General features: G+C 66.4%; 14 protein-coding genes. 11 read left to right on the forward strand and 3 right to left on the reverse strand.

The genetic code is table 11. The features are described 5' to 3' along the window. The 9 genes from atpB to FJ694_RS16160 all read left to right on the forward strand — a co-directional run bounded on the left by atpB (window position 1) and on the right by FJ694_RS16160 (window position 8,886). Window positions 1–885, forward strand: a complete 885-nt coding sequence (atpB, locus tag FJ694_RS16120) for a F0F1 ATP synthase subunit A (protein ID WP_157268262.1) — start codon at window positions 1–3, stop codon at window positions 883–885. A 56-nt stretch (window positions 886–941) separates the two neighbouring features. Then, the gene (gene atpE, locus FJ694_RS16125; RefSeq protein WP_028997348.1) at window positions 942–1,190 is read left to right on the forward strand and encodes a F0F1 ATP synthase subunit C; all 249 of its coding nucleotides are present in this window, start codon (window positions 942–944) and stop codon (window positions 1,188–1,190) included. Between the two features lie 55 nt (window positions 1,191–1,245). Beyond that, the gene (locus FJ694_RS16130) at window positions 1,246–1,716 is read left to right on the forward strand and encodes a F0F1 ATP synthase subunit B (RefSeq protein WP_157268263.1); all 471 of its coding nucleotides are present in this window, start codon (window positions 1,246–1,248) and stop codon (window positions 1,714–1,716) included. Between the two features lie 4 nt (window positions 1,717–1,720). Continuing rightward, on the forward strand, window positions 1,721–2,254 hold the full coding sequence (locus tag FJ694_RS16135; RefSeq protein ID WP_157268264.1) for a F0F1 ATP synthase subunit delta: 534 nt from the start codon (window positions 1,721–1,723) through the stop codon (window positions 2,252–2,254). Between the two features lie 138 nt (window positions 2,255–2,392). Continuing rightward, on the forward strand, window positions 2,393–3,946 hold the full coding sequence (atpA, locus tag FJ694_RS16140) for a F0F1 ATP synthase subunit alpha (RefSeq protein ID WP_157268265.1): 1,554 nt from the start codon (window positions 2,393–2,395) through the stop codon (window positions 3,944–3,946). A 40-nt stretch (window positions 3,947–3,986) separates the two neighbouring features. Beyond that, window positions 3,987–4,865: a F0F1 ATP synthase subunit gamma gene (gene atpG, locus FJ694_RS16145; protein ID WP_157268266.1), complete on the forward strand. Its 879-nt coding sequence runs from the start codon at window positions 3,987–3,989 to the stop codon at window positions 4,863–4,865. A 28-nt stretch (window positions 4,866–4,893) separates the two neighbouring features. Next, window positions 4,894–6,297 (forward strand): F0F1 ATP synthase subunit beta, encoded by a 1,404-nt coding sequence (gene atpD / locus FJ694_RS16150; protein ID WP_198320858.1) that lies wholly within the window; start codon window positions 4,894–4,896, stop codon window positions 6,295–6,297. Between the two features lie 106 nt (window positions 6,298–6,403). Then, window positions 6,404–6,823 carry a F0F1 ATP synthase subunit epsilon gene (locus tag FJ694_RS16155; protein WP_157268267.1) on the forward strand — a complete coding sequence of 140 codons (420 nt, stop codon included), beginning with the start codon at window positions 6,404–6,406 and terminating at the stop codon, window positions 6,821–6,823. Between the two features lie 194 nt (window positions 6,824–7,017). Beyond that, a complete protein-coding gene (locus tag FJ694_RS16160) occupies window positions 7,018–8,886 on the forward strand; it encodes a B12-binding domain-containing radical SAM protein (protein WP_198320865.1) in 1,869 nt (622 codons plus the stop codon). Window positions 8,887–8,925: 39 nt separating this feature from the next. Here FJ694_RS16160 and FJ694_RS16165 read toward each other — a convergent pair whose 3' ends face one another. Both FJ694_RS16165 and FJ694_RS16170 read right to left on the reverse strand, forming a co-directional pair. After that, window positions 8,926–10,689 carry a GmrSD restriction endonuclease domain-containing protein gene (locus FJ694_RS16165; protein WP_198320859.1) on the reverse strand — a complete coding sequence of 588 codons (1,764 nt, stop codon included), beginning with the start codon at window positions 10,687–10,689 and terminating at the stop codon, window positions 8,926–8,928. Window positions 10,690–10,798: 109 nt separating this feature from the next. Beyond that, entirely contained in the window at window positions 10,799–11,419 is a 621-nt protein-coding gene (locus FJ694_RS16170) for a hypothetical protein (protein WP_157268270.1), read from the reverse strand. A gap of 383 nt (window positions 11,420–11,802) precedes the next feature. On the opposite strand from FJ694_RS16170, the gene FJ694_RS16175 reads away from it, so the two are divergent. Further along, window positions 11,803–12,690, forward strand: a complete 888-nt coding sequence (locus FJ694_RS16175) for an SHOCT domain-containing protein (protein ID WP_157268271.1) — start codon at window positions 11,803–11,805, stop codon at window positions 12,688–12,690. Window positions 12,691–12,702: 12 nt separating this feature from the next. Here the strand turns inward: FJ694_RS16175 and FJ694_RS16180 are convergent, their stop codons facing one another. After that, entirely contained in the window at window positions 12,703–13,317 is a 615-nt protein-coding gene (locus tag FJ694_RS16180; RefSeq protein WP_157268272.1) for a DJ-1/PfpI family protein, read from the reverse strand. Window positions 13,318–13,583: 266 nt separating this feature from the next. On the opposite strand from FJ694_RS16180, the gene FJ694_RS16185 reads away from it, so the two are divergent. Beyond that, window positions 13,584–14,684 carry a metallophosphoesterase gene (locus FJ694_RS16185; RefSeq protein ID WP_157268273.1) on the forward strand — a complete coding sequence of 367 codons (1,101 nt, stop codon included), beginning with the start codon at window positions 13,584–13,586 and terminating at the stop codon, window positions 14,682–14,684. Window positions 14,685–14,711: the final 27 nt, after the last annotated feature.

Genomic DNA, 14,711 nt, shown 5'->3' on the forward strand with positions numbered 1-14,711 from the left:
ATGGCTGCCGAAGGACACGGACCTACCGCGAGCGAATACATCCAGCACCACCTGGAGCATTTCACGACTCGCACCCAGACCGGCATTGCCGACTTCTCGCTGTCGAATCCGGTGCTCAAGCTGGATTCGCTGTTCTGGTCGATCGTGCTGGGCGTGATCGGCTGCTTCTTGCTGTGGCGCGTGGCCAAGCGCGCGACCTCGGGCGCGCCGGGCCGCATGCAGGCCGCGGTGGAGCTGCTGGTCGAGATGGTGGACACGCAGGCGCGCGGCATCATCCCCAACGAGACCTCGCGCAAGGCCGTGGCCCCGCTGGCGCTGACCGCCTTCGTCTGGATCTTCCTGATGAACGCGATGGACCTGATCCCCGTGGACCTGATCCCGCGCATCTGGGAAGCCATCTACGGCGCTGCCGGCGGTGACCCGCACCATGCCTACATGCGCGTGGTGGCCACGGCCGACCTCTCGACCACGCTGGCGCTGTCGGTGACGGTGCTGCTGTCGTGCCTGTACTACAACATCAAGATCAAGGGCCTGGGCGGCTGGGTGAAGGAGCTGTTCTCCGCCCCGTTCCACGGCCATGGCGTCATGGCCATCGTGCTGGCCCCGATCAACTTCCTCATGCAGATGATCGAGTTCGTCGCCAAGACGGTCTCTCACGGCATGCGGCTGTTCGGCAACATGTTTGCCGGCGAACTGGTGTTCATGCTGATCGCGCTGATGGGCGCGGTGGGCTTCGGCTCCCTGGGAGGTGTGTTCCTGTGGATCGGCCACATCGTGGCCGGCTCCGTGTGGGCCATCTTCCACATCCTGATCATCACGCTGCAGGCCTTCATTTTCATGATGCTGACGCTGGTGTACGTGGGCCAGGCGCACGACGCGCACTGACCGGCGGCTTTCCCTCCCGTTCCTTTCCCAACTCAACCAACTCTCTAGGAGTAGTCATGGAAAACATCCTCGGTCTGGTCGCTCTGGCTTGCGGCGTCATCATCGGTCTGGGCGCCATCGGTGCCTGTATCGGCATCGGCCTGATGGGCGGCAAGTACCTCGAAGCCTCGGCCCGCCAGCCGGAGCTGATGAACGAGCTGCAAACCAAGATGTTCCTGCTGGCCGGCCTGATCGACGCCGCGTTCCTGATCGGCGTCGGTATCGCGATGCTGTTCGCGTTCGCCAACCCGTTCGTGCTGCGCTGATCCGGCTTTTCTCGTCGTTCCCGAACGCTAGTTTTCAACGAGAGAGGTCCGAGCCGTGAATCTGAACGCAACGTTGTTGGCGCAGATCGTCGTCTTCGTGATCTTGTGGTGGTTCACGATGAAGTTCGTGTGGCCGCCGATCACCAAGGCGCTCGACGAGCGCGCCCGGAAGGTCACCGAAGGCCTGGCCGCGGCCGACAAGGCCAAGGCCGAGCTGGCCACGGCCAACAAGCGCGTGGAGGCCCAGCTGGCCGAAGCGCGTGACGACGCCGCCCGCCGCCTGGCCGATGCCGAGCGCCTGGCGCAGTCGATGATCGAAGAGGCCAAGGGTCGCGCCAGCGAAGAGGGCGCCAAGATCGTCGCCGCGGCCCGGGCCGAGGCCGAGCAGGCCAGCGTGCGTGCCCGCGAGGCGCTGCGCGACGAGGTCGCCGCGCTGGCCGTCAAGGGTGCCGAGGCGATCCTGCGCCGTGAAGTCAACCCCGCGGTGCACGGCGAGCTGCTGTCGCGCCTGAAGAGCGAGCTCTGACACTATGGCTGAGCTTGCAACCATCGCCCGCCCCTACGCGGAGGCGCTGTTCAAGACCATCATGGTCCAGGAACGCGCCGGTGCCCTCGAGCAGCTCGACCTGCTCGCGGCGCTGACCGCCGACCCCGAGGTGCGCCAGTTCGCCGCCGACCCGCGCACCAGCACCGAGCAGGTGATGAGCGTGGTCACCGGCGCGCTGCCCGCGCCGCTGTGGCCCGCGCTGCAGAACCTGCTGCGCACCATGCTCGAAAACGGTCGCCTGGTGGCGCTGCCCGAGGTGGCGTCGCAGTACCGCGCGCTGGTCAACGCCGGCAGCGGCGTCTCCGACGCGCTGGTCTACAGCGCCTTCCCGATCGACGAGGCGCAGGGCGCCGAGGTGCTGGCCGCGCTCGAAAAGCGCTTCGGTCGCAAGCTCAACGCCACGGTGCAGATCGATCCCTCGCTCATCGGCGGCATCCGCGTGGTGGTCGGCGACGAGGTCTATGACAGCTCCGTCAAGGCCCGCCTGGAACAGATGAAGGTGGCGCTCACGGCCTGATGTGGAAAGGAAGCGGCAGGGCGCCGCGCCGCAACAAGCACCGGCGCGCCCCCTGCTGCGCATCCCGCACCCGAGCCAACAGCCAGCCACCCCCGCCACCGCTGCCGCCCAACGAGGCAAGCAGCCTGGGAGAACACGATGCAACTCAATCCCGCAGAAATTTCCGAACTGATCAAGAGCCGTATCCAGGGCCTGCAAGCCTCGACGGACATCCGCAACCAGGGCACCGTGGTCTCGGTGACGGACGGCATCGTGCGCGTGCACGGCCTGTCGGACGTGATGCAGGGCGAAATGCTCGAATTCCCCGTGAGCCCCTCGGGCGCGCAGACCTTCGGTCTGGCGCTGAACCTCGAGCGTGACTCGGTCGGCGCGGTGATCCTGGGCGAGTACGAGCACATCTCCGAGGGCGACACCGTCAAGTGCACGGGCCGCATCCTGGAAGTGCCCGTGGGCCCCGAGCTCATCGGCCGCGTGGTCAACGCGCTGGGCCAGCCCATCGACGGCAAGGGCCCGATCAACGCCAAGATGACCGACGTCATCGAGAAGGTGGCCCCGGGCGTGATCGCGCGCCAGTCGGTGAGCCAGCCGGTGCAGACGGGCATCAAGTCGATCGACTCGATGGTGCCGGTCGGCCGCGGCCAGCGCGAGCTGATCATCGGCGACCGCCAGACCGGCAAGACCGCCGTGGCGCTGGACGCGATCATCGCGCAGAAGGGCCAGAACATGGTCTGCGTGTACGTCGCCATCGGCCAGAAGGCGTCGTCGATCAAGAACGTGGTGCGCGCCCTGGAGCAGCACGGCGCGATGGAGTACACCATCGTCGTCGCGGCTTCCGCTTCCGAGTCCGCCGCCATGCAGTACGTGTCGGCCTACTCCGGCTGCACGATGGGCGAGTACTTCCGCGACCGCGGCGAAGACGCGCTGATCGTCTATGACGACCTGTCCAAGCAGGCCGTCGCCTACCGCCAGGTCTCGCTGCTGCTGCGCCGCCCGCCGGGCCGCGAAGCCTTCCCCGGCGACGTGTTCTATCTCCACAGCCGCCTGCTCGAGCGCGCCGCCCGCGTGAACGCCGACTACGTCGAGAAGTTCACCAACGGCGCCGTCAAGGGCAAGACCGGCTCGCTGACCGCGCTGCCCGTGATCGAAACGCAGGCCGGCGACGTGTCCGCGTTCGTGCCGACCAACGTGATCTCGATCACCGACGGCCAGATCTTCCTGGAAACGAGCCTGTTCAACGCCGGCATCCGCCCCGCCATCAACGCCGGTATCTCGGTGTCGCGCGTCGGTGGTGCCGCCCAGACCAAGCTGATCAAGGGCCTGTCCGGCGGCATCCGTACCGACCTGGCGCAGTACCGTGAGCTGGCCGCGTTCGCGCAGTTCGCCTCGGACCTGGACGAAGCGACCCGCAAGCAGCTGGACCGCGGCGCCCGCGTGACCGAGCTGCTCAAGCAGCCGCAGTACCAGCCGCTGCCCATCAGCCTGATGGCCGCCACGCTGTTCGCGGTGAACAAGGGCTTCATGGACGACATCGACGTCAAGAAGGTCCTGGCGTTCGAAAGTGGCCTGCACCAGTTCCTCAAGACGAGCCATGCCCCGCTGCTGGCCAAGCTCGAGGCCGACAAGGCCATGGACAAGGACGCCGAGGGCCAGCTCAACGCTGCCGTCACCGCGTTCAAGAAGTCCTTCGCCTGAGTCACCGGCCTAGAGCACAAGTCCGAGAAGGAGTCAGTCCATGGCGGTAGGCAAGGAAATACGCGGCAAGATCAAATCGGTGGAGAACACCAAGAAGATCACCAAGGCCATGGAAATGGTCGCCGCCTCCAAGATGCGCAAGGCGCAGGAGCGGATGCGTTCGGCGCGTCCGTACGCCGACAAGATCCGCAACATCACGGCCAACCTGTCGCAGGCCAATCCGGAGTACCGCTCTGCCTACATGCGTGCCGACGGCAACGCCAAGGCGGCCGGCTTCGTGGTCGTGACCACCGACAAGGGCTTGTGCGGCGGCCTCAACACCAACGTGCTGCGCGCCATCACCAACAAGATGCGCGAGCTGCAGAACGAGTCGGTGAAGGTGAATGCGGTGGCGATCGGCAACAAGGGCTTCGGCTTCTTGAACCGCATCGGCGTGCCGGTGCTGTCGCACGCCACCCAGCTCGGCGACACGCCGCAGCTGGAGAAGCTCATCGGCCCGGTGAAGGTGATGCTCGATGCCTTCGTCGAAGGCAAGGTGGACTCGGTGTACCTCTGCTACACCAAGTTCATCAACACGATGAAGCAGGAGCCGGTGGTCGAGCAGCTGCTGCCGCTGACGGCCGCGCGCCTGGAGCAGACCCCCGCCGAGCGCCAGGCCGGCGGCTGGGACTACATCTACGAGCCCGATGCGGCTTCCGTCATTGATGAGCTGCTCACGCGCTACATCGAGGCACTGGTGTACCAGGCCGTGGCCGAGAACATGGCCTCGGAGCAGTCCGCACGCATGGTGGCCATGAAGTCCGCCACCGACAACGCCGGCAACCTGATCGGTGAGCTCAAGCTGGTCTACAACAAGACCCGCCAGGCCGCGATCACCAAGGAGCTGAGCGAGATCGTCAGCGGCGCCGCCGCGGTTTGACCGATTCGTTGAATTGAAGGAAATACAAATGGCACAAGGCAAGATCGTTCAGTGCATCGGCGCCGTGGTGGACGTGGAGTTCCCGCGCGACCAGATGCCCAAGGTGTACGACGCCCTCAAGATGGATGGCTCGGCCCTGACGCTGGAAGTGCAGCAGCAGCTCGGCGACGGCGTGGTGCGCACCATTGCGCTGGGTTCCTCCGACGGCCTGCGCCGCGGCATGGTGGTGACCAACACCGCCAACCCGATCATGGTGCCGGTGGGCCAGGCCACCCTGGGCCGCATCATGGACGTGCTGGGCACGCCCATCGACGAGCGCGGCCCGGTCAGCCACGACCAGACCGCCTCCATCCACCGCAAGGCCCCGGCCTACGACGAGCTGTCGCCGTCGCAGGAGCTGCTCGAAACCGGCATCAAGGTGATCGACCTGATCTGCCCGTTCGCCAAGGGCGGCAAGGTGGGCCTGTTCGGTGGCGCCGGCGTGGGCAAGACCGTGAACATGATGGAGCTCATCAACAACATCGCCAAGGCGCACTCGGGTCTGTCCGTGTTCGCCGGCGTGGGTGAGCGTACCCGCGAGGGCAACGACTTCTATCACGAGATGATGGAGTCAGGCGTGGTGGTGGACGAGGACCTGTCCAAGTCCAAGGTCGCCATGGTCTACGGCCAGATGAACGAGCCGCCGGGCAACCGCCTGCGCGTGGCCCTGACCGGCCTGACCATCGCCGAGTCGTTCCGCGACGAGGGCCGCGACGTGCTGTTCTTCGTGGACAACATCTACCGCTACACCCTGGCCGGCACCGAAGTGTCCGCGCTGCTGGGCCGCATGCCCTCCGCCGTGGGCTACCAGCCGACGCTGGCCGAGGAAATGGGCCGCCTGCAGGAGCGCATCACCTCGACGAAGGTGGGCTCGATCACCTCGATCCAGGCCGTGTACGTGCCCGCGGACGACCTGACCGACCCGTCGCCTGCCACGACCTTCGCGCACCTGGACGCCACCGTGGTGCTGTCGCGTGACATCGCCTCGCTGGGCATCTACCCGGCCGTGGACCCGCTGGACTCGACCTCGCGCCAGATCGACCCGAACGTCATCGGCGAAGAGCACTACACGACGACGCGTTCGGTGCAGGGCATCCTGCAGCGCTACAAGGAACTGCGCGACATCATCGCCATCCTGGGCATGGACGAGCTGGCCCCCGAGGACAAGCTCACCGTGGCCCGCGCGCGCAAGATCCAGCGCTTCCTGTCGCAGCCGTTCCACGTGGCCGAGATCTTCACCGGCTCGCCGGGCAAGTACGTGCCGCTGAAGGAAACCATCCGCGGCTTCAAGATGATCGTGGCCGGCGAGTGCGACCACCTGCCCGAGCAGGCGTTCTACATGGTCGGCACCATCGACGAGGCCTTCGAGAAGGCCAAGAAGCTGGCGGCCTGAGGCCAGTCGCGGCCGCAACCGTCCGGCGCTTGACTGAGCCGGGTGGCGCGGCGGCCGCTGCTCCTTTCGCACGCAGCTTCTTCCTTTTCGCATCAAGGACCCGCACATGGCCACCATTCACGTCGACGTCGTCTCCGCCGAAGAGCTGATCTTCAGCGGCGAGGCGAAGTTCGTCGCGCTGCCGGGCGAGAACGGCGAGCTGGGCATCCTGCCCCGCCACACGCCGCTGATCACCCGCATCAAGCCCGGCGCGGTGCGCATCGAGCGCGCCGACACCGGCGAGGAGGAGTTCGTGTTCGTCGCCGGCGGCATCCTGGAGGTGCAGCCGGGCACGGTCACGGTGCTCGCCGACACCGCCATCCGCGGCCATGACCTCGACGAGGCCAAGGCCAACGAGGCCAAGCGCCTGGCCGAGGAAGCGATGAAGAACGCCAAGAGCGACATCGACTTCGCCACCGCGCAGAGCGAGTTTGCCGCCATGGCCGCGCAGCTCGCGGCGCTGCGCAAGTTCCGCGGCAAGCGCTGAAGCCCACCGGCCCGGCCGTCCCGGCCGCGCCCGCAGCTCCCCATCCGAAAAGCCCGCCCGGCGCAAGCCCGGCGGGCTTCGTGTTTACTGGCGGCCGTTTTCCGCTCGCGGCGCCGCCCGAAGTCCCCATGTCCGCCGTTTCCGATACCGCCGCCGCTGCCGCCGGCCCGCGCGTGCTGTCGCTCATCCCGCCGATGACGCAGCTCAACACGCCGTACCCCTCCACCGCCTACCTCACCGGCTTCCTGCGCGCGCGCGGCGTCAGCGCGGCGCAGGACGACCTGGCGCTGAAGCTCGTGCTGCGGCTGTTGTCGCGCCCGGGGCTGCAGCGGCTGCGCGAGGCGGCGGAGGCCCTGCCGGCGAAGAAGCGCACGCAGCGCGTGGCGGCCTTCCTGGAGCGCTTCGACGACTACGCCGGCACGGTCGAGCGCGCCATCCGCTTCCTGCAGGGGCGCGACGCGACGCTGGCGCACCGCATCGCCGCGCGCGGCTTCCTGCCCGAAGGGCCGCGGTTCCAGGCGCTGGAGGTGTACGGCGACGCCGAGGGCGACGACCCGCTGGCCTGGGCCTTCGGCGCCCTGGGCCTGAACGACCGCGCCAAGCACCTGGCCACGCTCTACCTCGACGACCTGGCCGACGTGCTGCGCGAGGCGGTGGACGGCCGCTTCGAGTTCGTGCGCTACGCCGAGTCGCTGGCCGCGGCGCAGGCCAGCTTCGACCCGCTGGCCGACGCGCTGGCGGCACCGCCCAATCTCATCGACCAGACGCTGCAGGCGCTGGCACTGGAGGCGCTGGAGGCGCACCGGCCCGACGTGGTGCTGCTGTCGGTGCCCTTTCCCGGCTCGGTCTATGGCGCGCTGCGCATCGCGCAGGCGGTGAAGGCGGCGCGGCCGGACGTGGCGGTGGTGCTGGGCGGCGGCTTCGTCAACACCGAGCTGCGCGAGCTGAAGGAACCGCGCGTCTTCGACCACGTGGATTTCGTGACGCTGGACGCCGGCGAGCGCCCGCTCCTGGCGCTGCTGGAACATCTGCAAGGCAAGCGCTCGCGCCAGCGCCTGGTGCGCACCTACGTGCGCGACGCCGAAGGGCTGGTGCGCTACGTGAACTTCCCCGAGCCCGACGTGCCGTTCGCGGACGTGGGCACGCCGACCTGGGACGGGCTGCCGCTGGGGGACTACCTGTCGCTGCTGGACATGCTCAACCCCATGCACCGGCTCTGGAGCGACGGGCGCTGGAACAAGCTCACCGTGGCGCAGGGCTGCTACTGGAAGAAGTGCAGCTTCTGCGACGTGAGCCTGGACTACATCGCGCGCTACGAGGGCGCGGAGGCCAGCGTGCTGGCCGACCGCATCGAGGCCATCGTGGCCGAGACCGGGCAGACCGGCTTTCACTTCGTGGACGAGGCGGCGCCGCCCAAGGCGCTCAAGGCGCTGGCCACCGAGCTGCTGCGGCGCGACCTGCGCATCTCGTGGTGGGGCAACGTGCGCTTCGAGAAGACCTTCACGCCGGATCTCTGCGAGCTGCTGGCCGAGAGCGGCTGCATCGCGATCTCGGGCGGGCTGGAAGTGGCGTCGGACCGGCTGCTGAAGCTGATGAACAAGGGCGTGTCGGTGGCGCAGGTGGCGCGCGTGACGCGGGCCTTTGCCGAGTCGGGCGTGATGGTGCACGCCTACCTGATGTACGGCTTCCCGACGCAGACGGTGCAGGACACGGTGGACGCGCTGGAGTACGTGCGCCAGCTGTTCGAGGCCGGCTGCATCCACTCCGGCTTCTTCCACCGCTTCGCCTGCACGGTGCACTCGCCGGTGGGGCTGGACCCGGCGGCCTTCGGCATCCGGTTGAAGCCGCTGCCCGAAGGCGGCTTCGCGCGCAACGACGTGGGCTTCATCGACCCCACGGGCACCGACCACAACGCGCTGGGCCGCGCTCTGAAGAAGGCGATCTACAACTTCATGCACGGCAACCTGCTGGAGGCCGACGTGCGCAGCTGGTTCGACGTGCGGGTGCCGCGGCCGACGGTGCCGAAGGGGTTTATTCAAAGGGCGCTGGAGCAGCGCGGGTAGGGGCCGGCGCAGGCTGCAACCTGCGCCGTCGGCGACGTTCTAAAGGCTTTCGTAGTAGGTACGAATCTTTCTCGCCATCAATGCACGCCGCATGGAAAGAAACTCGGGATAGTCCGCCACGGTCATCTTCACGACATCGTGAGGCAGGCAATTGGCGTTCAGGTTGGCATGAAGATTCTCAATGTGGTCGATGCTGCCGAGTTTCAGGGGCTGACCCTCGCATTGCGCCATCACGCCGGCAAAGTAAACGTCCGGAGACTTGCTGCCGATCTTGATGTTGATCGAATCCTGCATGAAGGCGTAATTGGCGATCTGGTTGTACTCGGTGCGGGTCTTTCCCGCGTCTTTCAGCAGTTTCCGCGGGAAAATGTGATGAACGTCGCCGAGATTGGTCACCAAGTCGCGCACCGTGACATCGCGCGACAGCATGCCCCGGTCGTTGGCCTTGACCTGGGCTGCAACGAAAACCCAGAACAAAGGGTGGTTGGTGGAGGCAACATTCAATTCCTGAATCAGGCCAATATTCCAGAATGCATCTGACAGTTCCGCCTGCTCGGTACGCTCCAGGACGGCGGAAAAATCATTCTCTTCAATCAGCCTCAGGTCGCGCTCGAATTGTGTCTCAGCCGCGCCGGAGAAGCGGCTGGTCAGGATGGACAGCACGAACCAGCGTTGCACCAGGCGCTCGATTTTTCCCTCGTCCACACCGCGGCGGCGCAAGCTCAGATAAAGGGCATAGGCGAAATTCAGGGCGTTCTGCGAGCGCACCATGGCGCTGGAAATAAAGCCGGCCGACTTGATGATGATGACGAACCGCTGAAAGTGCGTTTCGTTGATGAAGCGTCGGACACCTTCCGCCAGCTTGCCGAACGAGGCCTCGGCAATGTCTTCCTCGAACTGCTTGGTGGCGAAGTTGCGCCCTGATAGCAGGCTCACCAGGTCGGACAGCTTGCCACGCCCGAACTCGGTGCCAAACGTCACCCTCAGCACGTCGGTGTAGCTGGGGTCGTAGAGATTGTCGTTGTCGTGGCGCAGCCAGCCCATTTGCTGGAAATAGTCGGTGGTTGCGAATTCCTTGTCACGCTCCTTGAGTTGCTCATGGAATCCCGGTTCCTTGGCCAGATGGCAAAAATAGTCGATGGCCTTGCGCAATGTCGGGCCGCCATACTTGGCATCAGCCGCGATCTTGGACATGGCGAAGTCGGCTTGGGACAGGATCGTGCCCTTGGAGTTGATTCGTATGAATATCTCGGTGACCGTCTCGATGTCGAGGTCGTGATTCAGTTCAATGAGTCCGATCTGCTTGGTTGCGATATCGCTTAGCGTTTGAAGTGACTGCTGAACCTGCTCCGTGTCGACATTCGGGTTTGTGGATGTGTATTGATTGAATGCCTTGAACAGGTTGACCTTGCCGCTGAGAATGGGCGCTACATCAGGTATCCAGGTGGGGTTCTTTTCGATGGCGGGGTTGGTGACTTCAAATTCCTGAGTCAGCGGGTTGAAGGCTATTCTTATGGTGACCTTGCAGTATTCCTTGTTGATCACTTGCTGGCCCAGCACCGCCGCGGTGAGCGCCGTCACGCGCTGCTGGCCGTCAATCAGGATCATCTTGCCCTGCGCCGTCTGGCCATTCTTGAGCTTGACATCCGGATTTCGCCATGCAATCAGGTAGCCGACCGGAAAGCCTTTGTAGAGCGAATCGAGCAAATCACGCACCTGCGTAGCATCCCAGACGAAAGGACGCTGAATTTCAGGAATCGCGATTTCGCCTTCGCGAACCTTGGACAGGATGCCTTCGATCATGTGCTGATTCACGGCGTAACGCTGAACGGCCATGTTTTCTCCCTCGGTCAATTCGATATTGGTAGTGAAAGCGGTTTGGTGTTAATCAGGTTGCCCGGCGCATTGCTGGTCAGGACAAGCCGGCTGGCGCTGGAAATCCCGCGTACTCGCTTGCGTGCGATCCGGCGTGATTCGGCATGCCCGGCTTGGTCAAACAGCCCCTGGGCGCCACGTAGCTGTCGATGCGCCGCAGCGGCTGCTCGTGCCAGCTGATGTTGAAGGCCGCCAGCTTCGGGAAGAAGTACAGGCTGCTGTAGGGCAGGTGGTCGTGGATCCACCAAGCCATATCGGTCCAGCGTCCGCCGCGCTCGACGTGGTCCGCCAGCCAGGGCAGCACGATGCAGGCCGTGGCGCCGCGGCCGCGGTCGTCGGGCAGGTCCCAGATGTGGCCGGCGCGGTTGGCCTCGTTGCTGGCGCAGTTGAGCCCGTTGCGGTTGCCGAAGTCGTTGACCGCCGGCGAGCGGTAGCCCGAGCGGACGTGCACGCGGCCGAAGGTGGCCTGCAGCGGCTCCAGCAGCCGCTCGCACAGCTCGCGGCCCGCCGCGATGGCGGCGTCCGGGTCGTCGGGCAGGTTGTGCAGCTGGTGCCAGGCAGCGATCTCGCTGTGCAGGAAGTCGCGCATGAAGAAGTGGCGCGACAGGCGCTCGCGGCCGAGGTTTTCGAGCTGCTCGTAGGACGTGACCGGTTTCATCTCTGCTCGGCTCCTTCAGGGAATGCGTGACTGCAGCGAGGCTGGGCGGCGTCGGACTCCTGGATACCGCTCCCATCAGCAAGAACTCTCAGCCGAGCCGTGGTCGCCGCAAGTTGTTGTCGGATGCTCATCGGGCGCGCGTGCTCCTGCAGGGGACTGTCGGCAGCCAAGCTAGCAGCGACGCTTGACGGCCGGAATAGCCGTTCCCTCCTGCTGCCCACGGGACAAAGCTGGGGGTTCTTCGGAGTTCAAAGCTCCCGTGCGGTGCAGGGCTGCTCCCTGGCACTGTGTCCGGGGAAACTTCAGGGCCGACTCGCGACGATTGATCGAATATCGATTCGCTTGTTCTTCGGCGGAGTGTCCATTCATTCAAGGAGCCGCTGATGCCTGAATATGGCAAAATCAATTCCGATGTGACTCCGAAGCGACGCGAGCAAACCTTGAGGATCATTATTCTCTTGGGCATGGTCATGGCTCTCGCCGGTTGCGCACACCCTGTCAATATCTCTCCCAATGCCGCTGTGGTCACGCGCTCTCCTGACCTACCGCCGCGTGTCAGGCACAACGTGGGATTTTTTCTGCCGCTTGAACTCATGAATCTCGAGGTGACAACGCCGGGCGGCGGCGGCGACAGTGTCCGGTATTTTCCGTACCGGGATATGGAGTCGGGCTACCAGTACATGCTTTCCAACGTGTTCGAGAACGTGGTCAGGCTGAGCGCGGTCGGCAGTGCCGAGGACTTGGCCCGGCAGGGCGTCAAGGTCGTCGTCACCCCGACGCTGGTCACGAATTCCGGCTCGACGAATACCCTCACGTGGTCGCCCACCCATTTCACCGTGGACTTGACAAGCCAGGTGCGGGACGCTTCCGGCAAGTCACTGGGCAACCCGCGTGTCGTGGGCAACGGCCGCACCAATGGTGCTCTCATCACGGATTTCGACTTTGGAAAATCCGGGCGCTTGGCCATGGAGGATGCACTAAGGAAAATGCAGCAGGCGCTGCTGGAAATCAAATATGAACCTGTTGCGCCCGGGTCCGTGGCGCCGGCCGTGGCGTCGGCCCCGGCGCCGCGACTGACATCCGGATTCGTCGCGCCGGCGATTTCCTCCAGCATGGTGGCGCCAGCCATGTCGTCAGGTTTCGTCGCGCCGTCTCCCAATGCCGACAACGTGACCGCCAGGCTTGAAAAACTGAAACAGCTTTTCGACCGAAAGCTGATCAACCGGGAGGCCTACCAGCAGAAGAAAAAGGAAATCCTGGAAGGCCTTTGAATTCGTGCCGTCTCACCCGTTCTCCACCCAGTCAAACTCCATCTGCCGCGCCGTGCGCTCGGCCAGTTCGCGCGAGTGCAGCCGCTCCACCAGGTGCAGCGCCATGTCGATGCCGGCGGAGATGCCGGCGCTGGTGACGAAGCGGCCCTGGTCCACCCAGCGCACGCCCTCGCGCACCGTCACGGCCGGAAACGTCCGGCGCAGGTCCTCGACGTCCTCCCAGTGCGTCGTCGCCTCCAGGCCGTCCAGGCAGCCGGTCTTCGCCAGCAGGAAGGCGCCGGTGCAGACGCTGGCCACCAGCGGCACAGCCGCGCACTGCGCCTGCAGCCAGGCGATCACGTCGGGCTTGTCGAGCTCGGCCGTGACCACGCCCCCGGGGACGATCAGGCCGTCCAGCGGCGGGTGCTCCGACAGGCTGGCATCCGGCTCGATCTTCAGCCCGGCGCGGGCGCGCACCGGCGCGCGCGTGCGGCCGAGGGTGCGGACCTCGAACAGCGGCGGCACGCCGGCCGGCGCCTGGCGGCCGTGCACGCGCGCGGCGGTGGTCAGCACCTCGTAGGGGCCGGCGAAGTCGAGCACCTCGACCTGGTCGAAGACGTAGAGGCCGATCTGGAGGGGAGCGGGCATGGCGTGGGGTTCCGGATGTCGTGGGCTGCCAAGACTACGGGCGCGCGGCACCGCGCCCCAGCATCGAATCGGACACGCGGCGCCCGATTCCGGACAGGCGGCCATGGCCGCTTCCTCCTGCCCGCCACGAGGGACAAGGGGGAGCTTCCTCCCGCCGCGCCCCGGACAAAGCTGCGCCCCGGCGCGGTCCAAAGCTCCCTGGGCCGCGCCGCGGGGCGCTGGCATCGTGTCCTGGCACCTTGCATTGAGCTGTCAGGACCCGCCGCATGCCGCTGATCTCGACCCTTCCCGATACCCCCCTGGACATCGTTGGCGACGTGCACGGCGAGCACGCCGCGCTGCTGGCGCTGATGCGGCGGCTGGGCTACGACGGCGCCGGCCGCCATCCGCAGGGGCGGCGCCTGGTGTTCGTGGGCGACCTGTGCGACCGCGGCCCGGACAGCCCGGCCGTGATCGACCAGGTGCGCCGCATCGTGGAGGGCGGCCACGGCCATGCCGTGCTCGGCAACCACGAGCTCCACCTGCTGCGCGGCGAGCGGCGCGAGGGCAACGACTGGTTCTGGAACGAGGGCGCGTGGCACGACCACAAGTACCGCCCCTGCGCCGCGCTGCCGGCGCATCGGCGCCGCGAGGTGACGGACTTCCTGTCCACGCTGCCGCTGGCGCTGGAGCGCGCCGACCTGCGCGTGGTCCATGCCGCGTGGTACGCGCCGGGCATCGAGGCGCTGCGCGCCGCGCCGGCAAGCAGCACGCTGGCACAGCAGTTCGACCACTGGGAGGGCGTGTCCGACGCGGCGGTGAGCGACCCTGAGCTGCGCCGCCTCGTCTGCGAGGAGCTGGCCGAGTGGGGGCGCCACATGCGCAACCCGGACTTCGACATGCCCATGCTGTGGGCGCTGGGCCTGAGCGACGCGCTGTGGCAGATGAGCAACCCGCTGCGGCCGCTGACCTCCGGCATCGAGCGCGAGGCCGGGCAGCCCTTCTTCAGCAACGGCAAGTGGCGCTTCGCGGAGCGGGTGCGCTGGTGGCTGGAATACGCCGAGGCGGTGCCGGTGGTGGTCGGCCACTACTGGCGGCACTTCCAGGGCACGGGCGCGGAGGTGGCCGGGCTGCCCAGCAGCGACTGCTTCGACGACCCCGACGCACTGGCCTGGCACGGGCCGCGGCGCAACGTGTTCTGCGTGGACTTTTCCGTGGGCGCGCGCTTCCTGGAGCGCAACACCGGTGCCCGCCCCGGCGCGGCCACGCGGCTGGCGGCGCTGCGCTGGCCGGAGCGCTCGCTGGTGTTCGATACCGGCGAGGCGTTCAGCCCGCCGGCCGGGGAGGGCGCCGACGCGCGGGAGTGGGTCGTGGACGTGCCCTGCTGAACCGTTTCAGCGCTTCAGCCCAGGCAC

This window comes from Azohydromonas aeria, from assembly GCF_009760915.1.
Lineage (GTDB): Bacteria > Pseudomonadota > Gammaproteobacteria > Burkholderiales > Burkholderiaceae_C > Azohydromonas > Azohydromonas aeria.

What these genes read in the sequence shown, in the direction of transcription:
- atpB (WP_157268262.1), top strand. Translation starts at nt 1, where the DNA reads ATGGCTGCCGAAGGACACGGACCTACCGCGAGCGAATACATCCAGCAC.
- atpE (WP_028997348.1), top strand. Translation starts at nt 942, where the DNA reads ATGGAAAACATCCTCGGTCTGGTCGCTCTGGCTTGCGGCGTCATCATC.
- FJ694_RS16135 (WP_157268264.1), top strand. Translation starts at nt 1,721, where the DNA reads ATGGCTGAGCTTGCAACCATCGCCCGCCCCTACGCGGAGGCGCTGTTC.
- atpA (WP_157268265.1), top strand. Translation starts at nt 2,393, where the DNA reads ATGCAACTCAATCCCGCAGAAATTTCCGAACTGATCAAGAGCCGTATC.
- atpG (WP_157268266.1), top strand. Translation starts at nt 3,987, where the DNA reads ATGGCGGTAGGCAAGGAAATACGCGGCAAGATCAAATCGGTGGAGAAC.
- atpD (WP_198320858.1), top strand. Translation starts at nt 4,894, where the DNA reads ATGGCACAAGGCAAGATCGTTCAGTGCATCGGCGCCGTGGTGGACGTG.
- FJ694_RS16155 (WP_157268267.1), top strand. Translation starts at nt 6,404, where the DNA reads ATGGCCACCATTCACGTCGACGTCGTCTCCGCCGAAGAGCTGATCTTC.
- FJ694_RS16160 (WP_198320865.1), top strand. Translation starts at nt 7,018, where the DNA reads ATGACGCAGCTCAACACGCCGTACCCCTCCACCGCCTACCTCACCGGC.
- FJ694_RS16165 (WP_198320859.1), bottom strand. Translation starts at nt 10,689, where the DNA reads ATGATCGAAGGCATCCTGTCCAAGGTTCGCGAAGGCGAAATCGCGATT.
- FJ694_RS16170 (WP_157268270.1), bottom strand. Translation starts at nt 11,419, where the DNA reads ATGAAACCGGTCACGTCCTACGAGCAGCTCGAAAACCTCGGCCGCGAG.
- FJ694_RS16175 (WP_157268271.1), top strand. Translation starts at nt 11,803, where the DNA reads ATGCCTGAATATGGCAAAATCAATTCCGATGTGACTCCGAAGCGACGC.
- FJ694_RS16180 (WP_157268272.1), bottom strand. Translation starts at nt 13,317, where the DNA reads ATGCCCGCTCCCCTCCAGATCGGCCTCTACGTCTTCGACCAGGTCGAG.
- FJ694_RS16185 (WP_157268273.1), top strand. Translation starts at nt 13,584, where the DNA reads ATGCCGCTGATCTCGACCCTTCCCGATACCCCCCTGGACATCGTTGGC.